The following is a 23,600-nucleotide window of genomic DNA, read 5'->3' on the forward strand; positions in this document are numbered from 1 at the left end:
ATTGTATATGTACGATACAATTTCGGCAATTTCATCACCTTATGGAACGGGGGCTATATCTGTTATAAGAATAGATGGCCCAAAAAGTTATGAAATTATAAAAAAACTTACGAATTTAGATGAAATAAAACATAGAATGGTTTACAGTACCTACATATATTTTGAAAATGAAATTATTGATCAAGTTAATGTTGTATTTTTCAAATCACCAAAAAGTTATACGGGAAATGATTTAGTTGAAATATATGCCCACGGTGGAGTTATTGTTACTCGTAAAATATTGGAAACTGTTTTGTCGAGTGGAGCACGCCTTGCAGAACGTGGAGAGTTCACAAAGAGGGCATTTTTGAATGGAAAAATTTCGCTTGTTCAAGCAGAAGCCATATATCAAATAATAGAAGCAAAAAGCGAGATTTCATTAAAAATGTCTTTGCAAAATTTAAATGGAGGGCTTAATGAAGAGATAGAATACTATCGTAGGGAGATTTTGAATATTTTATCTGAAATAGAAGTAACAGTTGATTATCCAGATGACATAGAAATTGATACGAAAAACATAGTAAAAGAGATTTTTAGAATAAAAAATGAAATAGATAACAAGGTAACAAATAGCAAAAAAGCTCTAATGTTAAACGCTGGAATTGTTATGACGATTGTTGGAAAACCAAATTCTGGAAAGTCCACTTTATTAAATAGGTTGCTCTTAGAGGATAGGGCGATTGTTACCGATATCCCAGGAACTACACGAGATGTGATAAAAGGTGAAATCGATATTAATGGTGTGAGATTTATCATTGTAGATACAGCTGGTATTAGAGAGACAGAAGATATCGTGGAAAAAATTGGAATTGATAGAAGTCTAAGGGAAATGAAAAAAGCTGATATAGTACTTTTCGTATTAGATGCTAGTACCGGATTTACGAAAGAAGATGAGTTCATATTAAAAGAGATAGAAAATAATAATTTTATTCCTATTTGGAATAAATGTGATAGTAGTTTGAAAATTAACAAGAAATTTGAAGACGAAGTGAAAATAAGTGCTCTTACTGGAGAGGGATTAAGAAATCTTGAAAATAAAATAATATCAAAAGTAAAAGATATAGTGGAAAGTGGTACTTCATCGCATATAACAACTCAAAGACAAGTAGAAATATTGGAAAGAGTTAATTTATATCTGGAACGTGCGGTTAAAAGTTTAGAAGAAGGTTTTGAATTGGATATTATATCTTTTGATTTAAGAAAGGCTTTAGAAGAATTTGATATATTACTAGGAAGAAGATTTACGGATGATTTGTTGGATAATATTTTTTCAAATTTTTGTGTTGGAAAATAAAAAAATACGGGCCTTTTTTTGGCCCGCTCAAAGCTGTGGGGGGTGTATCTCAAGGGGGATAGGGGGTTTCTCTAATTAAAATAATACACGAGTTATGTTACAAAGTTAGTCAGACCAAAGTTTCTATTATGAACCATTTGTGTTAATAATTAATTAAAACTTTTGCTTTAATAATATTTAAATGTTTTTTCCCACTTTTGCATATATTTTGACTTAGTTTGTGTGATTTTGGTTCGTAATTAATTATGAATTTATCTACTTCCCGTATCTTTTGGTGCGATACTTTTTATCCATTTTACGTAATCTGGATAATTCCTGGTTTGTATATATACATTACCAGGGCCTTCAAAATCGACTACTAGTCCTTCTCCACCAAAGATTGTGGATTTGATTCCACCAAAAGTTCTAACAGAGTATTTTACAGTTTCATCAAATGCAACAACATGTCCAGTATCAACGGTTAGTTTTTCTCCTGGTTGAAGTGTGATTTTAAATATAGCACCAAAAGAAGAAATTGCCACTTTACCAATGCCAGATAATTTTAATAAAAAGAACCCTTCACCTGAAAAAAATGTTTTAAATCCTCCAAATTTTGTATCTAAATCGATATTTTCTTCTGATGCTAAATATGAAGTTGATTGTAAAAACACTGTTCCATTTAGATCAATTACATCAATATCTCCAGGGAGTCTAGGAGCAAATAATATAGTACTTTTATTTTTCGCAGTATATTTGTTCAAAAATATATGTTCTCCTCCTAGGAAAGCCCTTTTTAAGGCTTTGAAAACTCCACCTGTTGTCGTCTTTATGTCCACATTTCCGGAAATAGAAACCATTGCACCTGATTCCCCTATAACTGTTTCTCCTGGATCTAAATGCGCGAAAAGTATAGCATAGGATCCTTTAAATTCAACCTTAAATTCCATTTTAACCCTCCTTTAATTTAAAATCAAATATTTTATGTTAATATTTATTGCGAGGTGAGAGTATGAAAAAACTATTTTTTTCGATTATAATTATATCATTTTTGGTATTTGATTTTTTTGTTATTTATTCAGAATTTAATTATTTCCCGTTATTTGAGAAAGAAATAGAGGTAAGTTTTGAAAGTTGGAAAGATTTAAAAAATTTTTTTGATGAAATAGGATATACTTCTTTAAAAAATCCTCCAAGAGTTTATTTAAAATCATTCCCAAAAGATTTAAAAGATGCACCGGTAGATGTACGAAAAGAGCTTTTTGTAAAAATAATGTTGCCGATAATAAGAAAGGTAAATAGTGAAATTCTGGCTGAAAGAGAGAAAATCATTATTTTGAAAAAAAAAGGGGACTTGGGTAAATTGAGAAAATTTATTAAAAAGTACTATGCAAAATCATATGATGAATTATTGATAAAGGTGGATAAAATTCCCGAGGATTTGGCAATTGCTCAGGCAGCTATTGAATCTGCGTGGGGAACGAGTAAATTTGCCGTTTACGCAAATAATATTTTTGGCGAATGGACATACGAACCTGGTACTGGAATAGTACCAGACGAAAGGCCAGATGGTGAAATATATGAGATAGAATATTTTAGAACTTTAGAAGATTCTGTGAGAAGTTATGCTTTAAATTTGAACAGATTACCGTATTATAAAAAATTCAGACTAATACGTGCGGGAATAGAAAAAGGCCATCCTGCAGATGGCCTAGTGTATTATTCTCAAATGAGGGAAAAATACGTAGAAATAGTAAAAACTGTGATAAAGCATCTTCCAAAATTATAAAACAAATATATTTTCACTTCTAAAGTTTTTGAGTATATTTTTTGTGTCAAATACAAACGGGACATTCTCAATAATTAGGTTATAGTCTACTCCTAAAGTATGTCCGGTAGTAACTATAGCACCGTCAAAGTTTTTTAAATTATCTTTGGTGAGTTTAATTGATTTATATTTTTTACCATTTAATTCAAATTCAGGTATAAATGGGTCGAAATAGGAAATATTTGTCTTTTTTCTTTCAAGTATTTCAATTACTTTTAGGGCAGGACTTTCTCTCATGTCGTCTATATTTCCCTTGTAAGCAACTCCAAGTACTAAAATATTACTACCGTTAAATGGTTTTTTGAATTCATTTAAAATATCTCCAAGTCTTTGTACAACGTAATATGGCATTTCATCTGCGATTTGTCCCGCTTGTTCAACCAGCATTAGGTGTAAATCATATTCTCTTGCTTTATAGGATAAATAAAATGGATCAATTGGAATACAGTGACCACCTATTCCGGGACCGGGGTAAAATGGCATATATCCGAAAGGTTTTGTGGCAGCTGCATTTATTACTTCCCAAATATTTACATCCATTTTTTCGGCAACTTTTGTCATTTCTTGTACAAGTGCAATATTTACCAATCTAAATGTATTTTCCAAAATTTTTGCCATTTCAGCTGTTTTGGGCGAACTTACCGGAAATACAGGAGCATCTAAGACATTTTCATACAATGCTTTTGCATGTTTTGTACATTCTTTTGTGATGCCTCCAACTACTTTTGGAGTATTTCTTGTTTTATACCTAATATTTCCTGGATCTACCCTTTCAGGGCTAAATGCTAGATAAAAATCATTTCCAATTTTTAAGCCTGTTTCTAGTAAAATAGGTAAAACTACTTCTTCCGTTGTTCCAGGATAGGTGGTGCTTTCAAGTATTATAAGCTGTTCTTTGTGAAGTCTTTTTGCGATATCTTTAGAAGTTTGAATAATGTATGAAAGATCAGGTTGTTTAAATTTATCTAAAGGAGTAGGCACACAAATACTCACAACGTCACATTTTGAAAGTTCATCAAAATTTGTTGTTGCACTGAGTATCTTTTTTGAAACTAATTCTTTTAGTTCTTCATCTTGAACATCACCTATATAATTTTGTCCTGAATTTACCATATCTACTCTTTTTTGTTGTATGTCAAAACCGATAACTTTGTAACCTGCTCTTGCTTTTTCAACTGCAAGTGGTAGTCCAACGTATCCTAAGCCCATTACACCAATTAATGCTTTTTTTTCTATTATCTTGCTATATAATTTACTCATAGTTACACCTCCGTATATTCGTTCATTGAGTGAATACACATACATTATATTATCTTATTTTGAGAATGTCAAGTGAATAGATGGTCATGATAGAAAGCGATACAATACTTGAAGAATTTTAGAACTTAGAATAGTTTTATTAATAACTTACTAAAACTACAGATTATGATTATGTGTGTAATTTTTTGAAAATTAAAAGTAAAAAGGTATGTTGTGTAATTTGATTTTTGGTATAATATAGATATGAAAAAAATTATATTGATAATAATTATTATTTCTACATTTATTTTTTCATTTTCTTTGGATGAAGTTCTAGTAGATGTTGAATCTGTAAATTATCGACTAGAGAATATTTTTTTATTTTCTGGAACTTTTTTATTAGATGATTATGTAAATAGTTTAGATTTATCAATGTTTAACAATGTTATTATTGAGAAAATAAACAGTATGGGCGAATTGGATTTTTTGACGTTTTTGGGAATTACATCTTTTTTAGTTTGTTTTGATGATCCATATACTTCGTTTACAATGGTTGAAAGTGTTGGATTTACAAGTGTGATAACATATTCCTTAAAAATGATTATTGGTAGGGGAAGACCTAATAGTTATGAAAAACCATTTGTTTTTAATTTTTTTTCCTTTGAAGGTAAAAATCATTCATTTCCTTCGGGACATAGCGCATTTGCATGGGCACTTTTTACGCCAATTGCTGAAAGATATGGTGACTTTTTTTATTTAGTACCCTTTTTGTTTTCTTTTTCACGGTTAGTTGGAAATTATCATTGGTTAAGTGATGTTGTTTTTGGGGCTTTAATAGGATATTCGATTGGTAAATCATTTTATATAACTTCCAGGTGAGAACCTGGAAGTTTTTTTATTTTAAGGTATAATTAGTTTGTAAAGCTAAATATAAGGAGAGATTATATGGCTATTGCGAATAGAATTATATTTTTTACTTTGATTAATGGGATTTCAAGAAATATTTATCAGGTGTTGTTTAATTTGTACTTAAAAAATTTAGGATATCAAAACGACATTATAGGAACCATAATGTCTGTTAATCTTTGGGGTAGTGCCATTTTGGGTTTAATAATAGGAATTTTATCGGATAAATACGGTAGAAAAAAGATGTTATTTGTTGTTCAACCATTGGTTTCTCTTTTTGCTATATTACGTTTGAATCCTTCAAATTTAATGTTGCTTTATGTTTTTTCATTTTTATTTGGAGGTTTTAACGCTTCTATTAGACTTTTAACTGATGTATTTTTGGTTGAAAATACGCATCATAAGAACAGGGCAAAGTATTTTGGATTGAATTTTGGGGTTAATATGTTTACGGGTGTTTTAGGAAATGGAATAGGCGGATTTTTGGGTGATTTGTTAGGGTTTAGATTTACAATGATACTTGCTATGGTTTTAAGGTTTTTTTCGATTTTGCCAGTGATGAATATAATTGAAAATAAGGTGAAAGTTGAAAATGTTAAATTAAATGAGTTTCAAAAGAAAATATTTGCATTTTATATCTTTTCAACTGCGAGCGTAGGGTTTGGTGCAGGATTATTCATACATTTTGGAAATGTAATTTTTTACGATTTATTTTCTTTGACTGCTACTTTTATAGGTTTTATACTTGCATTGGCACAGCTAGGTACAAGTATTGGTTCAACTTTTTCGCATAAACTGGGTAAAAAATTTGGAGCTGCAAAGGTTTTAATGTTATCAAATATGGTTGTTCCTATTTTAATTTTATTATTAGCTTTTATAAGGGAACCAATAACGTTTACAACAATTTATATAGGCAGATTTACTATTATGAATATGGTTAATCCTATTTTCAACACACTCGTATTATCTTATCTTCCATCCAATATTTTAGCATCTAGTACTGGTATAAGGAATTTCGCAAATAACGTTAGTCGTGCATTTGCAGCAATATTGTTCTCTGTTTTAGCATTGTCAAGTAAAGGGTATATGATTATATTTTTAATAAGTTCAGTGTTTTATTTTATTAATGGTTTTTTGATGATTATTTTTTATAAAAATATGGTGGGGAAGGATAAAAGATTTTACGACTAAATTTTGGTATAATATAGTAAATGATTAATATAAAAGCTTGGTTCAAATTTTTGGTATATTTGTCTTTGTTTGTAATCTCATTTTTTAACTTTACAATTGCAATATTTATATTTTTTATATTACAAATACCAATTGTAAAAAGGTCTGTGTTGGGGAAACTACCTTTTAATTTAGAGAGAAAAAGCTGGCTAAAAAAAGAAACTTATAAATATAAAGAAAATTTATGGTTAGATTTATATTATCCGAAAATTGAAACAAATAATGTGGTTTTATTTGCTCATGGTGGAGGATGGATAAGTGGCTATAGAAGACAACCTAACAACGTTTCATGGTATAGATATTTGGTATCAAAAGGTTTTATCGTTGCAACAATTGATTATAGATATGGTTATTTAAATGAAATAGACGTATTGGTTGAGGATATTTTTGATGCTTATAGATTTATAAAAAATATGTTTCCGTTGTCAAAAGTGAGTTTAATGGGATTATCTGCAGGTGGTCATCTTGCACTGTATTTTGGATTGAAATATAAACCTAGTGTGGAAAATATTGTTAGTTATTATACCCCATGTGATCTTTTAGATATTTGGAAAAGTTCGTCTTTGTTTGCAAGATTTGCCGTGTCAACTACGTTAAAGAGATTACCAGTAAAGTCCAAAGATGTGTATATAAAGTATTCCCCTATTACATATGTTAATAAAGATGCTCCTCCTATTTTACTTGTTCATGGTTTAAAAGATTCCGTTGTTCCATATTTTTCTTCTGTGAAAATGTATAAAAAGTTGAGAGAAAAAGGTAATAATGCCAAGCTATTATTACATCCATTTGGCGATCATGGCTTTGAATTTGTACTTAAAGATGAAAAAACTAAGGATATATTGGAAGAAACGATAAAATTTTTGAGGGGAGATTTGAAATGATAAATTTTGATTTTGACTTTAAAATGCCTGAGTATACATCTGGTTATATATTAAAGTCAAAAAGATTTAGAGTTTCGTATATTAAATTTCCTTCATTTTATAAAAATAGTGAAAAGGGGACTGAAATAGTTGAGACGTATCTTTTTGAACCAAAAAAAGATATAGGTGGAAGTTTAATGATTTTACATGGGCTTGGAACTAGTAATATTCCATTTTTGTTGTGGATGGGTACACATCTTGCAAATGCAGGGCTTAGAACTATTATTCCAATTTTACCTGGAAATTTCACAAGGGTTCCACATAACTCGGTTAGTGGAAAAGGGTATTTTTCAACTGATGTGGAAAAAGCGACAAAGTTTTGGGAACATGCTGTAATTGATATATTAAGTGTTTTAAAATTTTTTAAAACTTTGAATATGTGGCATGAAAATAACTGTTTATTGGGATTTTGTCTTGGAGGAATGATAAGTGTAATTTTGAATTCAGTTACAGATGATTTTAAAAAGACAATATTAATGACTACCGGTGGAGATGTTGGAACTTTAATATGGTATTCCCCAACACTAGCCTTTATGAGAAGGGATATAAAAAAGGGATTAGGTGGAGATATTAGGGAAAAGGAAAGGTTTTTAAATAGATTTAAAAATGATATTGAAAAATTGAGTAAGTTCAAAACTGTAAAGGAAATGCAAAACAGTGATATTCATCCGTTTTTAAAAGTTGATCCAATTGCATATGCTAAATTTGTGAAAAAAGAAAGAGTTATATTTATTGAAGCATTATTTGATAAAGCACTTCCAAAACAAAGTAGAAGAATACTTTGGGAAATGCTTGGAAAACCAAGGCGACATGTTATTTTATCCGGACATGTAACTTGGCTTCCTTTTCAATATTTTCTTGCAAGATTTATATTAAAAGAAATGGATGTAAATGAATTTAGAAGGCAAGCAAGGCTAATGGAGAAGATAAAATATGAGGAAAAATAACAAAGGAGGTACAGTAATGAAGATATTAGGACATAGAGGATATGCAGAAAAATTCACTGAAAATACGTTGGAATCTTTTGCTAAAGCTATTAAATATGGTGCTGATGGAATAGAATTAGATGTTTATTATACAAAAGATGGAGAAGTTGTTGTTACACATGATGAAGATTTAAAAAGGGTTTTTAATATAAATTTAAATGTAAAAAAATGCAACATAAAATCAATTAAAGAAAAAGCAGATGTCCCAACTTTAAATGAAGTTTTTGAAATTATACCTAAAGATAAGGTAATAAATGTAGAGATAAAGGACTTTGAAAATGCAGAGGATATAGTTAAATATGTCATAAAAGAAAACAGAAAGCAAGAGATAATTTTTAGTTCATTTGAACATGAAGTTATAAAAGAACTTTCAAGCATATATAAGTCTGAAAAATTTGGACTTTTATTTGATGAAAGACATAAAGATTTAACATTTGATGATATAAAAAAGTTATTTACAGAAACCAATATATACAGTGCACATATTCCCATAGATCTCTATTACATAGACAAGGAAAAATTTCTTTATTTAACTAATTTTTTAAGAAGTATTGAGAAAAAAGTAGTTATTTGGACAGTTAATAAAATTGAGGAAATTGAGTTTTTACGCAAGTTGGCGGATTATGTTATAACTGATTGTGTAGAAACAATTGTGAACTATTTAAAAAAGTAAAAACTGGCCTGTACAGGCCAGTTTGTTTATATTACATTGAGTTTTTTACCAACTTTTTCAAATTTTTCAAGTGCAAAATCTAAATCTTCTTTTGTGTGTACGGCGCTTATCATAACTCTTATTCGTGCTTTACCTTTTGGGACAGTGGGGTAACCAATTGATTGTGCAAAAATTCCCTCTTCAAAAAGCTCCTTACTAAATTGTGTGGAAAGTTTTGCATCGTACAACATGACAGGAGTTATTGGAGTTTCACTTTCTCCGGTATCAAAACCCAATTTTTTCATTTCTTCTTTAAAATATTTTGCATTATCCCACAATCTTTTGACCCTTTCATCTGATTCTTGGAGTATTTTAGTTGCTTCTAATGCTGCCGCGGTATCAGCTGGAGAAAGTGGACTGCTGAATAGGAAAGGTCTAGCTTTTTGCTTTAAATATTCAATTAATTCTTTTTTTCCGGCAACATAGCCGCCTAATACACCAAATGCTTTAGATAGTGTCCCAATTTCAATGTCAACCCTTCCATGTAATCCAAAGTGATCAACAATTCCTCTTCCATGACTGCCTAATACGCCCTCTCCATGTGCGTCATCTACCATAACCATGGCATTGTATTTTTCTGCAAGTTCAACTATTTCCGGTAGTGGTGCCAAGTCACCATCCATACTGAATACACCATCCGTTATAATTAGTCTTCTTCTTGCATTTTTGGCTTCTTTTAATTTTTCTTCTAAATCTTTTATATCGCGATGTTTCCATACGAATCTTTTTGCTTTTGAAAGTCTTACACCATCAATTATACTAGCGTGATTTAATTCATCAGAAAGGATTGCATCTTCTCCGCTGGTGATTGCAGGTATTACAGCTTGGTTTGCTACAAATCCAGATTGTAAGAAAATGGTTGCATCAACTTTTTTAAATTTTGCTAATGTATCCTCAAGTTCGTTGTGGAGTGAAAATGTACCAGCTATAGTTCTTACTGCACCTGGACCTACACCCCATTTTTCTATCGCATTTATTGCCGCTTTTTTCAATCTTTCTTCATTTGCAAATCCAAGATAATTATTTGAGCAAAGATTTAAAACTTTTTTTCCGTTTATGGTTAACCAAGCACCTTGTGGAGATTCAAGAGTTTTTATGTATGTGTATAGCCCTTGCTCTTTTAAATTTTCAAGTTCTTTTGCAAAAATACTGTAATCAAACATAATTTTACACCCCCTAATCAAGATTTAAAACTACTTTTCCGCATTTTTTATTCAACATAAGTTCAAATCCTTTTTCCCATTCATCAAAAGGAATAACATGTGTAACAATTTTTGAAAGGTCAACTTTTTTGTTTTTTAGTAATTCATCTGCAACTTTCCATGTATCAAACATACGTCTTCCCGTAATTCCATATACGGTAATTCCTCTCATAATTACAAGAGAATCAAGGTTGATATCTATGCTACCACCGAATATACCTAATAATGATGCTTCACCACCCATAGTGACACATTTTAAACCGTCTTCTAGTGCTTTCTTGTTACCGCTCATTTCAAGTAGAATATCTACACCATCTTCTGTTATAGTGTACACACTTTTTATTAAATCCTGTTTTGTTGGATCTATGACTATATCTGCACCATTTTCCTTTGCCATTTTAATTCTTAAAGGATCAACTTCGGAGGTAATTACTAAACTTGCACCAGCAGCTTTAGCAACTTGAATAGCCATTAACCCTATAGGACCTGCTCCTGTGATAAGTACTTTTTTCCCCGTTAAATCTGTTACCAAAGCGGTATGGATTGCATTTCCAAATGGTTCCATAACAGATGCAAAGTCTAAAGGAATTTCTTTTGAAAATTTCCACAGCACTGTTTCTGGAATAACAGCATATTCGGTAAAGACACCATTCCTATCCACACCTAATATTTCTAAATTCTTACAAACGTGCATTCTTCCAGTTTTACATTGATAACAATGTTCACATGGAATGTGCGTTTCAGCTGAAACTAAATCCCCCACTTTTACCTGTGTTACTGCTTCTCCTACTTCTACAACTTCCCCTGCCATTTCGTGCCCCACAATTAACGGCGGTTTGATCCTAGATTGAGACCATTCATCCCATTTGTAAATGTGGACATCTGTTCCACAAATAGAGGCACGACGTATCTTAACTAAGACGTCTCTTGGCCCTAATTTTTGAGGTTTATCAACTTCTTTCATTATAAATCCTGGACCTGCATTTTCTTTTAATATAGCTTTCATATTTATCCTCCTTCCATCTTAATCCATATTAAATTATATTACTTTACCAAAGATAAGTAAAAGAAAATAAGGGATTATTATGTGAAAATATTCTTTTTAAAATAGCTTAAAGTTGTAATTACTTAGTCTTTTTTATATATCCCAAAAAGAATAGGGAAAACGTATAAAACCAATTTGTTAGCATATGAAATTATATCACGGTTTAAGTTTAATTAGATAAAGTTTGATAACATTTGATTAAAATGTTATTATTAAATTTGAAATACGAAACATGGAGGTTAATATGTCTGCAAAAGATTTATTCTATGGAAGTATTTTAAAGCAGATTATAGTAATGGGACTCCCAACGGCTATTGGTTTTTCATTTCAAATGTTTTACGATTTAGTTGATCTTTACTGGATTGGTAAAATTTCAACGAGTGCGATTGCTGGGGTTGGAATTTTTTCCACTATTTTTTGGGTTGTAGAAGCTTTAAATGAAATAATAGGTGTTAGTTCTATTTCGTTGATTTCACAAAGTTATGGTAAAAGGAATTTTGAGAGAACAAATTCAGTTATTGAACAAACTATTGCTTTTAAATTTTTAGTTGCAATTGTAGGTAGTGTTATTTTACTTTTGTTTTTAAAACCTATATTTTGTTTGTTTACTAATGAAGGAAATGTTTTGGAATTGGGACTAAAGTATGGATATCTAAGAATATTTTTTCTACCAATAATGTTTTCGTCGTTTTCAATAAACACGGCATTTAGAAGTATTGGAAATTCAAAAACTCCAATGATTATAATGATAATATCCAGTGTCTTAAATATTATTTTAGATCCCATTTTAATGTTTGATGAAGTATTTATCTTTAGAGGATTTAATTTAGGCGTATCAGGCGCTGCCATTGCCACGATTATCTCACAAGTCTTTTCTTTTGTAGTTGGTTTTTATATATTGTTTAGTGGAGTTGAGGGAGTAAAACCCAGTATTAGTGAGTTGTTTAAATTAGATTTTGGGATTGACAAGAAATTAATTACTATAGGTCTTCCAAATGGTTTTGAAGTACTTATGAGAAATTTATCTGGAGTTATGATTTTATATTTTGTTTCAAAATATGGCAAAGAAGTTATATCTGCTTATACTATTGGAAATAGGATCTTTGGCTTTGTGTTTATGCCATTGTTTGGTATTTTAATGGGAAGTTCTGCAATAGTTGGACAAAGTTTAGGAGCAGAGAAGGTTGAAAGGGCAGAAAAAGTGTCAAAAATAGCGGGATGGTTAACTACAATTGTATCGTTGATTTTCGTTTGTATCATAGTTATCTTTTCAAAGGAATTTATTGATTTATTTTCGAATGATTATGAAGTGATTAGAAATGGTGTTTTATTTTTAAGGTACAGTGTATGGGGATTGTTATTTCTTGCATATGGTTTGGGAATTAGTATTGCTTTTACAGGTTCTGGTTATAATATTCCATTTCTGTTTATGAGTTTAATTTCTAGATGGATAGTCCAGATTCCTTTGATGTATTTTGTGGTAATGGTATTTAAATTGCCGGTGATTTGGCTTTGGATTAGTTTTGCATTTGGAGATTTTATGGAATACATAGTTTCCGTTTACTTTTTCAATAAGGGAAAATGGAAAGTAGTGAGAGTATAAGGAGGTGTAATTTATGATTTTAAACGACAGTAAAGTTGTGAAGTTATCACTTTTAGTTGAAATAGTCCATCCCATTGCGCGAATTCCTGTTTTAAACAATGATGGAAAGCCATATTATTTTCCCGGAGTTGGCGGTATTTCATATAACTTTGGGCTTGGTGATAATGTTTTTGAAATTTTTGGAGATCATGTTGAACCAGATGTTTCGACTAAAAATAAAGATAAAGTATTTAATGATACGTGTATGAATCTTGCGTGTATAGGGAATAAGGCTGTAGTAGTATCAGGTGAAGCAAAAGGGATGGAAGGGTACGTGATTGGAAAACATGGTGGAGTGGATAATATTTTGATATATTTTCCACAAAAAGATAAATTAGTCATTGGAGATAAGATTCAGATATGTGGATTTGGCCAAGGATTAGAGATAATAGATTATCCAGACTTGAAAGTTTTTAATATTGATCCTAATTTATTGAAAAAAATATCAATTATTGAAAAAAATGGGAAATTAATTTTTCCAGTTAAAGCTATTGTTCCTTCTTATCTTATGGGATCAGGTGTGGGGGCATCAAATCCAACTGGAACGGATTATGATATAAATACACATGATATGGACGAGATAAAGCGCCTTGGATTGGACAAACTAAAAATAGGGGATTTTGTTGCGATAAAAGATCATTATAATGGTTATGGTGTAGGTGGTTTTAGAAAGGGAGCAATTTCAATAGGTGTAGTTGTACATTCTAATTGTATAAAAACAGGCCATGGGCCTGGAATTGTAGTAGTAATGACTGCAAATGACAACAATAAACTTGATATTGAATTAAAAGATGAAGTGAACTTAAAAATGTTTTTAGAATAATCTTATTTTTTCTGTTCCATTTAAATATCCAACTACTATTTCGTTTAATTTTGGATATCTACCGATGTTTTCATCTGTTTTTACTAGTAAGTTTTTTCCTACAAGACCAATTATCGTGCCGGTTTTTGTTTCGTATTGTGCTTCTATTATTCTGTGTTTTTCTTTTGATGCATCGATATAGTCGTGAAAAATTACTTCACCATCTTTTATTATTGCAATTTTATCTGCGTATTCTTCTATCTCATATATTTCATGTGATGAAACGATAATGTATTTTCCAAGATCGGCATATTCTCTCATAATTTCCATTATTTCAACCCTTATTGTAGGATCTAAATGTTGTGTTGGCTCATCTAACAATAATATTTCTGCATTTGTGGATACGGCTAAGGCAACTAAGAATAGTGTTTTTAACCCTTGTGAGTATTTTGAAACATTTTGGGAAAGATCCAAATGGTATTTTATGGCCATTTTTTCAAATAAGTTATTATTCCACAATGGATAAATAGAACTCCATACTTTTTGATAATCATACCCAGTAAAGTTTTGAAAAACACATCTGTCTTCTGGAACATAGGATAATTTGTATTTCATTTTTTCTGTTAATTCTTCATCTTCAAAGGTTATAGTTCCATAATCTTTTCTTAGTACATGTGATATACAATTTAGGGTTGTTGTCTTGCCAACACCATTTGGACCAATTAGTGCCAAAACTTCTCCTTTCTCTAATTCAAAAGATATATTAGTCAAAACTGGTTTATTTTTGAAAGCCTTTTTTAATTGTTTAATTTTTAACATAACTTTCACCTCCAACGTAAACTCTGTAGGCTAAAAATAAAAGTAAAGCGGAAAAAAGTGCAGAATATAGTATATTTCCTTGATAAGTAGGACTAATTAAAAGATATGGATTAAAATTTATATCTAGTTGAAGACTGCCGATTTTTGTGAGTATAGAGTCTACAATTAAAAATATTATGGTAATTGCAAGATTATCTATACCAAATGATGCGGCAATGGTTGCTAGTGAAAAGATAAATGTTGAAAATATTAGAAAATAGATTGCTTGGGAGTGTTCGATAAGTATTGTGACAGAACAAATGAGTAACATTAAAAATGTGTATAGATAAAGGAATACTTCTTTTTTTGTAAATGGAAGATAATAGAAAAGTTTGTCTTTTTTTGATTTTATTTTTGAACCTAAAACGAGGTTTGAGAGGAAAAATACTGAAAAAATATTCGTGTAAGGTATAAATAAAAGCAAAAACCAAAAGAACCAACTTCCACTCTTTTCTTTTATTATTATTTCAAATAGAGCTTCAACCTTTTTCATTTTTCCACACCTCCTCAAATATTATAAAAATAGTTTGTATATCTATGTTTAACTTTTTAAGTTTTTTGACCACTTTTTTAATTTCCTCTATGGTATCATCGCTAAGTTTAATATCTTTATTTATGAAGTATCCAATTCCTTGTTCTGAGGAAATAATTCCTTCAATTTTTAACTTTTCCAACGCTTTAAGTACGGTATTTATATTAACTTGGAATATTTCTTTAAGTTCTCTAACGGGCGGCAGTTGATCTCCTGGTGTGAATTTTCCAAGAATAATTTCAGATTTTATCATGTTTATTATCTGGATATATGCGGGGATACCACTATGTTTGTCTACTTGTTTTAACATATCATCACTCCTGTTCAAAAGTGAGCCTTGGGCCTTTGATATCTAAAACCGCTTTTTTGTAATTTTTAATTTTTATGTTCCCCGATGTACAGAGTATTTTAATTTGTGCTGGATTGTTTGAAATATCAATGCTTCCTATAATGGTAGTTGCATTAATTCTTGTATAGGTATTTTTTCTGCCTAATTTTATATCTACATTCATTCCTGTTCCATCAATTCTTATTTCTTCATAGTTTATCTTTGAGTCTATATTTATACCTGTACCATTTAAATTAAAATTTTTTCCACTAATGTACCCGTCGATGTTTATACCTGTTCCATCTATCTCAAAAAATTTTGAATTTATTTTTCCATCTATATTGATACCAGTTCCATTTAGTTTTAAATTTTCACATTCTATGTCCAAAGAATTAAAACTTATGGCAGTGGCATTTATTTTTAGTTCATTTAACGTGGCTTTTCCAGATAATTTAACATTATTTGTGTTTATTTTCAGATATTTTAGGCTTTCAGTACCTATTTTAAGATAAAAAGAGTAATTATTTCCTTTATTAGTACTTATTTTGATAGTTTTTCCTTGTTCTATCTTTAATTTACTAGAATAACTTATATTATTTCCATCTGTAAATTCCAATATTAAATTTGAATTTCCCATATCTATTAATACTTCATCGGTAAAAAGTTCAGTATTGGTATCTGGATATATTATATTTTTTTGATAGTTTTGTAAACGTCTTTGTGAGAAATTTTCAATAAAATTGTTTAAAAAAAAAGGTCTAAGTTTTATGGTAAGTGTGGTTGGCAAGGAAAAAATTAAAACTAGAATAATAAATGCTATAGCTCCCCTTTTTATGATTGTTGAAAACACGAATACTCCTGCAAGAAAAATTATTATTTTAATACTCCATAGTGGGATTATAACACTTAAAATTCCCAGTAATAGCATTATCAATAGTTTAGAAAATATAGGGTATTTTTTGAGAAAATCCATAATGTCACCTCCATATTTATCTAGTGTTCTATATTAGTATAACACATATGTTCAAAAAAACAAAAAAAAAATATTTAAAAATTTAAAATCCCAATTTTGTTAAGTTTTTGGGGTCTATTTTTTCTAGAATGTTTTTTTTAGGTATATTGAATTTTTTTGAAAGTATTTCAATAGCTTTAAAGAAGTTATAATTTGCTTTTTTTATTGCATTTGCTACTTCTTCATAGCCAAATAAATTTATTAAAGGTGTTAAATTTGAAATGGATTTTTCCAAATTTTCTTTACATTTTTTCTCATTTGCCTCTATTTTAGAAATATATTTTGAAAGAGATATGCATGCATTTTTCAAAAGTTTTAAGGATTTTAATGTATAGTGAATAATTATTGGTGAAAATTGATTTAATTCTAGATTTCCTAATGAGGCAGCGTGGTTGATTAAACTATCATGTGAAAAGACAATTAGAGATATTTGCATAACGTATTCTGGAATAACGGGGTTTATCTTTCCAGGCATTATAGAGCTTCCAATTTGTACCTTTGGAAGTATTAACTCACCAATAGCGGTATTTGGTCCAGAACCAAGTAATCTTATATCGTTGGATATTTTATACAAGTTTACCGCAAGTGCTTTTAATAGTCCGTGTATTTCAGAGAAGACGTCCATGTTTTGGGTAGTATCTATTAAATTTTCTGCTTTTGCAATTTTAACACAGCACGTTTCTCTCAAAGTATTTACTATTTTTAATATATATTCCTTTGGAGCACCAATACCAGTGCCAATAGCTGTTCCGCCTATATTTACATTTCTAATTCTTTCCTCTACTTTGTTTAGTCTCCATCTATCCCTTGCAAGTGCGTCGGCAAAGGCGCCAAATTCTTGTCCCAACATTATTGGAGGGCCATCCATTAATTGTGTTCTTCCAACTTTTCTAATACTATAATACTCTTTTTCTTTTTGCTGTATGATGTTTTGAAGGTTTATTATCTTATCTATTAATTCTCTTAAACGTACTATTATTGCTATTTTTCCTGCGGTTACGAATGTATCATTGGTTGATTGATGCATATTTACATGTTCTAGGGGGTTTACAAATCCAAATTCTTTTCCCAAGATAATAGAAGCTTTATTTGCAATTACTTCATTAATATTCATATTAACTGAGGTGCCTGCTCCGCCTGATAATGGATCTACAATTATATGTGGTAATAATTCTTCCCACTTGTCACATGCTTTTTCAATGGCATTTCCTATTTCTTTTTCAAGGTAACCAAGTTCTGTATTTAATTTTGCAGCGGCCTTTTTTATCATAAAATAGGCCCAGAGAAATTTTTTGTCAAATTTTTCATTTGTATTTGGAAATATTTGAGTTGCTCTTTTTGATGAGATGCCGTATAGTGCATTGTCTTCGATTTCGATCTCACCCAAGTAGTCTCTTTCTTTCCTCATTTTTTCACCTCATTAATGGCTTAATAGCTCTATCAAGCACACCGTGTAAATAAGATATTATAACTCCGTAATTTGTCATGGGAATGTCCAAACGCTTGAACATACGAACCCTTCTCATCATGTTATTTCTGTTCATTACACAACCACCACAGTGAATAACCAATTTTGCGTCTTCAATTTCAGAAAGTTCTGGAAGGTCCACCCCTGCCCATACTTTAAAGTTTAATGCTGCTCCTGTGTGATTGGTCAACCACCTTGGAATTTTAACTCGTCCTATGTCTTCAGTAAGTGGCCTGTGGGTACAACCTTCCATTATGATAACGGTATCTCCGTCTGATAGATTTTCAATTGCTTTTACGCTTTCAACAAAATATTCTAAATCACCTCTATACCTTGATTCAAGTATGGAAAAAGTAGTTAGATCTACATCATCAGGCACATCTGAAACGACTTTCATTACACTTTGAGAATCTGTAACAACTAGTCTAGGTTTTATTCCTATATTTTCAATTGCATATCTTAATTCCCTTTCTTTTACCACTAATACTAACGATTCTCTGTCTAACCCCTCTCTTATTGCATGTACTTGTGGCATTATTAACCTACCTTTTGGTGCACCTAAATCGATTGGGACAACTAATATTACTAGATCTCCACCGTCTATTAAATCCGAAAGATAAGGTATTTCATCATCTTTTGGTAATAATGAATTTATTTTTTCTCCAATGTCCTCAAAGCCACTTTTTTTTAAAGCGGAAACCTTTATAATTGGGACATTATACTTTTCGTATGCTTTTTCTATTTTTTCTGGGTCTATTTTGTCTATTTTATTTATTACTATTAAATATGGAATTTCAAGTTCTTTAAAGAGGTTTATAATCTGTTCTTCAAAATCACCAGGTTTATTATCAACTATTAAGATTCCGCAATCTGCTCTATACAAAGTTTTTTTTGCCTTTTTTATACGTTTTATTCCTAATTCTCCAATGTCATCAAGACCAGGAGTATCAATTAGTGTAACAGGTCCAACAGGTGAAAGCTCCATACTTTTGAATACGGGATCTGTAGTAGTTCCTGCCACATTACTTACTATTGATACTTCTTGGCCAATTAGTGTGTTCATAAACGAAGATTTTCCAACATTTCTCTTTCCGGTAATTGCAATATATTTTCTGAATCCTCCACTTGCTATCATGCTTACACCTCTTTTGTAAAATATTTCACTAATATTATATCAAAAAAATGTTGTTGAGTAAATTAGATTATACTAAGTTATAGTATATGTGATATAATTATAAGCGGTAGAGTTCATCAGTTTAGGAGGTTTATCATGGAACGTGAAGAGTTAATAAAGAGAATAATAGATGAAAAGGGGAAGGAAGCTGTCGATGACTTAATTAAGCTATTAGATGATGAGGATAGTCAAGTAAGAGAGATAGCTTCAGAGGCATTGTTTAAATTGCAAGAATATTCAAGAGAAAAGTTATTAGAGGAGTTTAAAAGTAGAGTTTTAGAAGCTAAAAAGAATGATATAACACTACTTTATGTAATAGATATTTTAGCTGATATTGGAGAAAAAAGTATCAAAAAGGACTTGTACAGCGTTTTGTCACTTTATAGCTTTGAAGAAGCAGAGTTGGTAATTTATGAAGCGATAGCCAAACTAGGTTACGGTGATGAAGTTTACGATATACTTAAGTATTTTTTATTAGAAGATGCGGAAAGAAAAAAGTTTGGTGCACAAGCTGCAATGGCACTTTCATATGTGAATAGACCGGAAGTTGTAAAGGATTTAGTGAGTGCAATTAACAGTGGAGATTTTGACGGAGAAGATTTGGAAATAATTAAAAAGTCTTTATCAAATATTGTAATGAAAAATTCTATGTATTATGATATATTAAAGAAACTAGTTGGTGAAGATGTTGAAAAGTATATGGGGGAATAATATGGATTTTGAAGTGTTTAGAAAAGTTCATGTTAAATATATAGAAAAAAATATAGAAGAAGTTATAGATGAAAATAAATTAACAAATTCACAAGATTATCTTGTTGATGAATTAAAATTGTTTTGTTTAAGGTCTGGGAAGAGAATAAGGCCATTGTTATTTTTGTTAGGTGCAGAGAGTTTTGGGGCGAAAATTGATGAAAGGATTTATAAAGTTTCGGCGGTAATTGAAGTAATGCATTCTTTTTTATTAATACACGATGATATTATGGATCAATCTGATAAAAGAAGAGGACTACCTTCTATGCATAGTCTTTTGTATGAAAAGTTTAAAGATTTGAATTTTAATCCAAGAATTGGAGAAAATTTAGCGTTAGTGTTGGGAGATGTGTTGTTTTTTATAGCTTTAAGGGCTTTGAGTAAATTAGAATTGCCAAATGGTTTTTTAAAAGATTTTTCAGAATGTTACATAAATACTGGATATGGTCAAATCTTGGACGTTATTTATTCTATGAACAAAAAATATAAGGAGATTTTTGAAGAAAAGAAAATTTCTTTGGAAATTTCTAAATTAAAAACGGCTTATTATACCTTTTTTTATCCCTTTTATCTTGGAGCACTTTTTGGAAAAAGAAATGTCCCAAGGGGGGATTTAGAGGGTGTATTAATTCCTGCGGGGATAGCTTTTCAGATAAGAGATGATATATTAAGTACATTTGATGAAAATTCTGGAAAATCTAATCTTTCCGATATTTTAGAAGGAAAAGTAACGGCATTAATAGATTTTGGAAAATATGATGATAATTTTTTTGAGATGTATTTTAAACCTCGAAAAACGGACAAAGAAATAGGGTTTATAATTGATACGATAAGAAAAAGTGGAGCTGTAGAAAGTGCTAAAATCGTGATGAACGAGTTGTTTGAGCTTTCGCTAAAGAATTTAGAAAAAATAGATATAAAGAACAAAGAGGTGCTAATGGATTTAATATTGAGATTAAGGAGAGATTAAGATGCCAAATTTTGATTCTCATATAAGGGTTGGAATGTTTTTTTACCCAATTGTTTTGGGTGTTTATCTTTTTATTTTACATCTTTTAAATATGGGATATCCAGACGAGAAAGTTATAGCTTTTGGTTTTTTTCTTTTTGTTTTGTCATCTGATATGCCAGATATTGATCACAACCATTCTTTTTTACATAAATTTATAAGGTTACTTGTTATATCCTTTGTTATTTATTTCGAGTTTACAAAAAAAATTATTATATCTTTTTTTGATTTAAATGTTGGATTGTATTTGAGATTTTTGATAGCGTTTTTGACGGGATTATTTTTTGGGATTCTGTTTGAGATTATTATTCCTAAACATAGAGGGCCATTGCATACTTTTTGGGCTGCATTAATTTATGGTGGAATAATGTTTTCAGGTGCGTATTATTTGGGATTTAAGACTGAAAATTCAGCTTTTCTTGGTATAATATCTACGATAGGATATCTTGTTCATATAATAATGGATATTTCTTTTGTTGAAAAAAATGGAAAATTAATTAAAAGGTGATAGTATGTTTGTTATTGGAATTGGTGGTGGCACAGGTTCTGGAAAAACTACGGTTGCGCAAAAGATCCATGAAATAATAGGCAAAGAAAATAGTGTAATTTTGCCTATGGACAATTATTATAAAGATATGAGTCATATACCACTTGAGGAAAGAAAAAAGTATAACTATGACCATCCTAATATGATAGAGTCATCTTTGTTGGTGATGCATTTAAATAAGTTGTTATCTTCAAAAAGTATAAAGTTACCGGAATATGATTTTAAGATTTATTCTAGGACAGAAAAGTTTACTATTTTAGAACCGAAACCTGTTATTATAGTAGAAGGAATTTTTGCACTTTATTATGAGGATTTGAGAAAGTCGTACGATTTATCAATTTTTGTCGATGCTGAAAGTGATGTGAGGTTTATAAGGAGACTTGAAAGGGATATTAAAGAGAGAGGGCGGACTCTTGAAAGCGTTGTAGAGCAGTATTTGAATATGGTGAAACCTATGCATGATGCGTATGTAGAGCCTTCAAAAAAATATGCTGATTTGATTATACCCAAAGGTGGTTTTAATGAAAAAGCAATAGATGTTGTTGTGGAATTTATTTTTAAAAAGATGACTAATTTATGAAAAGAGGTGTCTTTATGTACCATAAAGTTTCAAGAGATCCCATTCATGCAGAAATTTTTATGTATCCTTTGGAAATCTTGGCATCTGATACTAAGGCAATGCAAAGATTAAGATATTTGTCACAATTAGTGGGTTCAGAATATGTATATCCTTGTGCAACTCATACTAGATTTGCACATTCGTTGGGAGTAATGCATATATCTGGTATGTATGCAAAGCATCTTTTTGAAGATAAAGCTAAAGTAAGAATTTTAAGATTAGCTGGATTATTACATGATATAGGTCATGGGCCATTTAGTCATCAATTCGATGAAGTGGTTTACAAGAATATGGGGTTAGATGATGGCCATGATGAATATAGAAATAAAATTTTAACAGAGTATATGCCAAATGCCATGTTAAAGGTTTACGAAAGGGCTCCTGAAAAGTTACAAAAGGCAGTTTTAGAAGATGTTGAATTTGTTTTAGGAGGGATTTCAGATCTTTTAGATGATTTTAGGAAGATAATGCAAATGGTGATAGATGTTTATGAGGGAGAAGAGTATGGAACAATAGAATTTGCAGTTATTCAAGGTCCCTTAGGAGCAGATAGAATGGACTTTGTCCTTAGAGATTCATACTTTGCAGGTACTAGAGGATTTGGGACTGGGTCTTTGGATAGACTTGTGAGAAATTCCATGATAATTGAAAAAGATGGAAAAAAACATTTGGCTTATAATATTAAGGTTATAGATGAGATTTATACTACGTTATTTGGCAGATTTATGATGTACAAAAATGTTTATTTCCATAAGACTTCACGTGCCGCAGATTTAATGATCCAAGAGCTTTTAGAGTTAAGTTATAAACCTTTGAAGTTAAAAGAACGTGTTGAAAATTTAGAAACTTTCATGGAATTAACCGATCAAAGAATTATAAATGAAATAGAAATTTACTTTAAGCAAATAGTTGAAGAGTACAATATTAGTTCATTTAAAGAGACAAAAGAAAAGATTTTAAATTATGAAATTGACCTCCAACCTTTGGAATTGGATATTGTAATGGCATATGAGATAGTGGAGAGATTAAAAAATAGAGATTTTTGGAAGACTATATTGGAAACGCCATTTTCCGTTGAGGGTATAGATCCTTCTGTTGCAAGTCAAGGATTTGCAATGGGTGTTTTGAAAAAAATTAAGCTAAGATTGAAAAAGGCTATTGAAGGTGCGGATGAAGAGGATAAAAATGAACTTGCAGAGATACTTTCAAATTTTGATAATATATTTAAAGTAGATACGCCTTATAAACTTTCCTTAGTGCATCCGGAAGAATTTTTAAAAAGTAATATATATATTTACGATTTTTGGAAAAAACAAGTTTTGTCCTTTGATGAGTATGTAAAAGAATATCCCGCGTATAGACTCATGAGCAGTAATTTAATACAAATAGTGAGGTTTTATGTTACAAAAGATATAAGGAGTTTATTGGAAAAGTATAATGTAATACCAAAAGTGGACATGCAACTTACTACGAGGTGGTAAA

At 30.4% G+C, this 23,600-nt stretch carries 24 protein-coding genes; 14 read left to right on the forward strand and 10 right to left on the reverse strand.

The window, feature by feature from the left end; all coding sequences use genetic code 11:
- The first annotated feature begins 7 nt into the window (after positions 1-7).
- Positions 8-1,333: a tRNA uridine-5-carboxymethylaminomethyl(34) synthesis GTPase MnmE gene (mnmE, locus tag XO08_RS07315; RefSeq protein WP_075666353.1), complete on the forward strand. Its 1,326-nt coding sequence runs from the start codon at positions 8-10 to the stop codon at positions 1,331-1,333.
- Positions 1,334-1,584: 251 nt separating this feature from the next.
- Here mnmE and XO08_RS07320 read toward each other — a convergent pair whose 3' ends face one another.
- Positions 1,585-2,259: a TIGR00266 family protein gene (locus XO08_RS07320; protein ID WP_075666354.1), complete on the reverse strand. Its 675-nt coding sequence runs from the start codon at positions 2,257-2,259 to the stop codon at positions 1,585-1,587.
- Positions 2,260-2,321: 62 nt separating this feature from the next.
- Here XO08_RS07320 and XO08_RS07325 point away from each other — a divergent pair, with 62 nt between their 5' ends.
- A complete protein-coding gene (locus XO08_RS07325; protein WP_075666355.1) occupies positions 2,322-3,098 on the forward strand; it encodes a glucosaminidase domain-containing protein in 777 nt (258 codons plus the stop codon).
- Here the strand turns inward: XO08_RS07325 and XO08_RS07330 are convergent.
- Complete coding sequence (locus XO08_RS07330) at positions 3,093-4,397, reverse strand: nucleotide sugar dehydrogenase (protein ID WP_075666356.1); 1,305 nt, start codon at positions 4,395-4,397, stop codon at positions 3,093-3,095. The genes XO08_RS07325 and XO08_RS07330 overlap by 6 nt on opposite strands.
- A gap of 243 nt (positions 4,398-4,640) precedes the next feature.
- Between XO08_RS07330 and XO08_RS07335 the strand changes: the two genes are divergently transcribed.
- The 5 genes from XO08_RS07335 to XO08_RS07355 all read left to right on the forward strand — a co-directional run bounded on the left by XO08_RS07335 (position 4,641) and on the right by XO08_RS07355 (position 9,091).
- On the forward strand, positions 4,641-5,255 hold the full coding sequence (locus tag XO08_RS07335) for a phosphatase PAP2 family protein (protein WP_075666357.1): 615 nt from the start codon (positions 4,641-4,643) through the stop codon (positions 5,253-5,255).
- Between the two features lie 66 nt (positions 5,256-5,321).
- On the forward strand, positions 5,322-6,473 hold the full coding sequence (locus tag XO08_RS07340) for an MFS transporter (RefSeq protein WP_075666358.1): 1,152 nt from the start codon (positions 5,322-5,324) through the stop codon (positions 6,471-6,473).
- Between the two features lie 20 nt (positions 6,474-6,493).
- Positions 6,494-7,393, forward strand: coding sequence for a S9 family peptidase (locus XO08_RS07345; RefSeq protein WP_077287836.1), 900 nt, complete (start codon positions 6,494-6,496; stop codon positions 7,391-7,393).
- Positions 7,390-8,379: an alpha/beta hydrolase gene (locus XO08_RS07350; protein ID WP_075666360.1), complete on the forward strand. Its 990-nt coding sequence runs from the start codon at positions 7,390-7,392 to the stop codon at positions 8,377-8,379. Before XO08_RS07345 ends, XO08_RS07350 begins: the two co-directional genes overlap by 4 nt.
- A 16-nt stretch (positions 8,380-8,395) precedes the next feature.
- Positions 8,396-9,091 (forward strand): glycerophosphodiester phosphodiesterase family protein, encoded by a 696-nt coding sequence (locus XO08_RS07355; RefSeq protein ID WP_075666743.1) that lies wholly within the window; start codon positions 8,396-8,398, stop codon positions 9,089-9,091.
- 26 nt (positions 9,092-9,117) lie between these two features.
- Here XO08_RS07355 and XO08_RS07360 read toward each other — a convergent pair whose 3' ends face one another.
- Together XO08_RS07360 and tdh are read right to left on the reverse strand one after the other, a co-directional pair.
- A complete protein-coding gene (locus tag XO08_RS07360) occupies positions 9,118-10,293 on the reverse strand; it encodes a glycine C-acetyltransferase (RefSeq protein WP_075666361.1) in 1,176 nt (391 codons plus the stop codon).
- 13 nt (positions 10,294-10,306) lie between these two features.
- A complete protein-coding gene (tdh, locus tag XO08_RS07365) occupies positions 10,307-11,338 on the reverse strand; it encodes an L-threonine 3-dehydrogenase (protein ID WP_077287838.1) in 1,032 nt (343 codons plus the stop codon).
- 283 nt (positions 11,339-11,621) lie between these two features.
- Here tdh and XO08_RS07370 point away from each other — a divergent pair, with 283 nt between their 5' ends.
- Together XO08_RS07370 and XO08_RS07375 are read left to right on the forward strand one after the other, a co-directional pair.
- The gene (locus XO08_RS07370; protein WP_232218178.1) at positions 11,622-12,980 is read left to right on the forward strand and encodes an MATE family efflux transporter; all 1,359 of its coding nucleotides are present in this window, start codon (positions 11,622-11,624) and stop codon (positions 12,978-12,980) included.
- A gap of 13 nt (positions 12,981-12,993) precedes the next feature.
- Complete coding sequence (locus XO08_RS07375) at positions 12,994-13,842, forward strand: DUF4438 domain-containing protein (RefSeq protein WP_075666363.1); 849 nt, start codon at positions 12,994-12,996, stop codon at positions 13,840-13,842.
- Here XO08_RS07375 and XO08_RS07380 read toward each other — a convergent pair.
- From XO08_RS07380 to hydF, 6 genes are all read right to left on the reverse strand, one after another.
- The gene (locus XO08_RS07380) at positions 13,834-14,640 is read right to left on the reverse strand and encodes an ABC transporter ATP-binding protein (RefSeq protein ID WP_075666364.1); all 807 of its coding nucleotides are present in this window, start codon (positions 14,638-14,640) and stop codon (positions 13,834-13,836) included. The two genes, XO08_RS07375 and XO08_RS07380, sit on opposite strands and share 9 nt — an antisense overlap.
- Positions 14,627-15,172 carry a hypothetical protein gene (locus tag XO08_RS07385; RefSeq protein WP_075666365.1) on the reverse strand — a complete coding sequence of 182 codons (546 nt, stop codon included), beginning with the start codon at positions 15,170-15,172 and terminating at the stop codon, positions 14,627-14,629. The genes XO08_RS07380 and XO08_RS07385 overlap by 14 nt, the downstream gene beginning before the upstream one ends.
- Positions 15,159-15,521 (reverse strand): GntR family transcriptional regulator, encoded by a 363-nt coding sequence (locus XO08_RS07390; RefSeq protein ID WP_077287840.1) that lies wholly within the window; start codon positions 15,519-15,521, stop codon positions 15,159-15,161. Before XO08_RS07390 ends, XO08_RS07385 begins: the two co-directional genes overlap by 14 nt.
- Before the next feature lie 4 nt (positions 15,522-15,525).
- Positions 15,526-16,512, reverse strand: coding sequence for a hypothetical protein (locus XO08_RS07395; protein ID WP_075666367.1), 987 nt, complete (start codon positions 16,510-16,512; stop codon positions 15,526-15,528).
- Between the two features lie 82 nt (positions 16,513-16,594).
- Positions 16,595-17,959 carry an aspartate ammonia-lyase gene (locus tag XO08_RS07400; RefSeq protein WP_075666368.1) on the reverse strand — a complete coding sequence of 455 codons (1,365 nt, stop codon included), beginning with the start codon at positions 17,957-17,959 and terminating at the stop codon, positions 16,595-16,597.
- Positions 17,960-17,963: 4 nt separating this feature from the next.
- Positions 17,964-19,154, reverse strand: coding sequence for a [FeFe] hydrogenase H-cluster maturation GTPase HydF (hydF, locus tag XO08_RS07405; protein WP_075666369.1), 1,191 nt, complete (start codon positions 19,152-19,154; stop codon positions 17,964-17,966).
- A gap of 135 nt (positions 19,155-19,289) precedes the next feature.
- On the opposite strand from hydF, the gene XO08_RS07410 reads away from it, so the two are divergent.
- The 5 genes from XO08_RS07410 to XO08_RS07430 are packed head-to-tail and all read left to right on the forward strand — an operon-like array spanning position 19,290 to position 23,599.
- A complete protein-coding gene (locus tag XO08_RS07410; protein ID WP_077287842.1) occupies positions 19,290-19,904 on the forward strand; it encodes a hypothetical protein in 615 nt (204 codons plus the stop codon).
- Position 19,905: 1 nt separating this feature from the next.
- A complete protein-coding gene (locus tag XO08_RS07415) occupies positions 19,906-20,913 on the forward strand; it encodes a polyprenyl synthetase family protein (RefSeq protein WP_075666371.1) in 1,008 nt (335 codons plus the stop codon).
- A 1-nt stretch (position 20,914) separates the two neighbouring features.
- Positions 20,915-21,460 carry a metal-dependent hydrolase gene (locus XO08_RS07420; RefSeq protein ID WP_075666372.1) on the forward strand — a complete coding sequence of 182 codons (546 nt, stop codon included), beginning with the start codon at positions 20,915-20,917 and terminating at the stop codon, positions 21,458-21,460.
- Positions 21,461-21,464: 4 nt separating this feature from the next.
- Complete coding sequence (udk, locus tag XO08_RS07425) at positions 21,465-22,079, forward strand: uridine kinase (protein WP_077287844.1); 615 nt, start codon at positions 21,465-21,467, stop codon at positions 22,077-22,079.
- Between the two features lie 14 nt (positions 22,080-22,093).
- Entirely contained in the window at positions 22,094-23,599 is a 1,506-nt protein-coding gene (locus tag XO08_RS07430) for an HD domain-containing protein (RefSeq protein ID WP_077287846.1), read from the forward strand.
- Position 23,600: the final 1 nt, after the last annotated feature.

It is taken from the genome of Thermosipho sp. 1074, assembly GCF_001999655.1.
Lineage (GTDB): Bacteria > Thermotogota > Thermotogae > Thermotogales > Fervidobacteriaceae > Thermosipho > Thermosipho affectus.

Excerpts from the sequence above, each read along its gene's own strand:
- XO08_RS07420 (WP_075666372.1), top strand. The coding sequence starts at position 20,915 with ATGCCAAATTTTGATTCTCATATAAGGGTTGGAATGTTTTTTTACCCA.
- XO08_RS07370 (WP_232218178.1), top strand. The coding sequence starts at position 11,622 with ATGTCTGCAAAAGATTTATTCTATGGAAGTATTTTAAAGCAGATTATA.
- XO08_RS07340 (WP_075666358.1), top strand. The coding sequence starts at position 5,322 with ATGGCTATTGCGAATAGAATTATATTTTTTACTTTGATTAATGGGATT.
- XO08_RS07320 (WP_075666354.1), bottom strand. The coding sequence starts at position 2,259 with ATGGAATTTAAGGTTGAATTTAAAGGATCCTATGCTATACTTTTCGCG.
- udk (WP_077287844.1), top strand. The coding sequence starts at position 21,465 with ATGTTTGTTATTGGAATTGGTGGTGGCACAGGTTCTGGAAAAACTACG.
- XO08_RS07325 (WP_075666355.1), top strand. The coding sequence starts at position 2,322 with ATGAAAAAACTATTTTTTTCGATTATAATTATATCATTTTTGGTATTT.
- XO08_RS07385 (WP_075666365.1), bottom strand. The coding sequence starts at position 15,172 with ATGAAAAAGGTTGAAGCTCTATTTGAAATAATAATAAAAGAAAAGAGT.
- XO08_RS07350 (WP_075666360.1), top strand. The coding sequence starts at position 7,390 with ATGATAAATTTTGATTTTGACTTTAAAATGCCTGAGTATACATCTGGT.
- XO08_RS07375 (WP_075666363.1), top strand. The coding sequence starts at position 12,994 with ATGATTTTAAACGACAGTAAAGTTGTGAAGTTATCACTTTTAGTTGAA.
- mnmE (WP_075666353.1), top strand. The coding sequence starts at position 8 with ATGTACGATACAATTTCGGCAATTTCATCACCTTATGGAACGGGGGCT.
- XO08_RS07345 (WP_077287836.1), top strand. The coding sequence starts at position 6,494 with ATGATTAATATAAAAGCTTGGTTCAAATTTTTGGTATATTTGTCTTTG.
- XO08_RS07360 (WP_075666361.1), bottom strand. The coding sequence starts at position 10,293 with ATGTTTGATTACAGTATTTTTGCAAAAGAACTTGAAAATTTAAAAGAG.
- XO08_RS07430 (WP_077287846.1), top strand. The coding sequence starts at position 22,094 with ATGTACCATAAAGTTTCAAGAGATCCCATTCATGCAGAAATTTTTATG.
- XO08_RS07400 (WP_075666368.1), bottom strand. The coding sequence starts at position 17,959 with ATGAGGAAAGAAAGAGACTACTTGGGTGAGATCGAAATCGAAGACAAT.
- XO08_RS07390 (WP_077287840.1), bottom strand. The coding sequence starts at position 15,521 with ATGTTAAAACAAGTAGACAAACATAGTGGTATCCCCGCATATATCCAG.
- XO08_RS07380 (WP_075666364.1), bottom strand. The coding sequence starts at position 14,640 with ATGTTAAAAATTAAACAATTAAAAAAGGCTTTCAAAAATAAACCAGTT.
- XO08_RS07395 (WP_075666367.1), bottom strand. The coding sequence starts at position 16,512 with ATGGATTTTCTCAAAAAATACCCTATATTTTCTAAACTATTGATAATG.
- hydF (WP_075666369.1), bottom strand. The coding sequence starts at position 19,154 with ATGATAGCAAGTGGAGGATTCAGAAAATATATTGCAATTACCGGAAAG.
- tdh (WP_077287838.1), bottom strand. The coding sequence starts at position 11,338 with ATGAAAGCTATATTAAAAGAAAATGCAGGTCCAGGATTTATAATGAAA.
- XO08_RS07335 (WP_075666357.1), top strand. The coding sequence starts at position 4,641 with ATGAAAAAAATTATATTGATAATAATTATTATTTCTACATTTATTTTT.
- XO08_RS07410 (WP_077287842.1), top strand. The coding sequence starts at position 19,290 with ATGGAACGTGAAGAGTTAATAAAGAGAATAATAGATGAAAAGGGGAAG.
- XO08_RS07415 (WP_075666371.1), top strand. The coding sequence starts at position 19,906 with ATGGATTTTGAAGTGTTTAGAAAAGTTCATGTTAAATATATAGAAAAA.
- XO08_RS07355 (WP_075666743.1), top strand. The coding sequence starts at position 8,396 with ATGAAGATATTAGGACATAGAGGATATGCAGAAAAATTCACTGAAAAT.
- XO08_RS07330 (WP_075666356.1), bottom strand. The coding sequence starts at position 4,397 with ATGAGTAAATTATATAGCAAGATAATAGAAAAAAAAGCATTAATTGGT.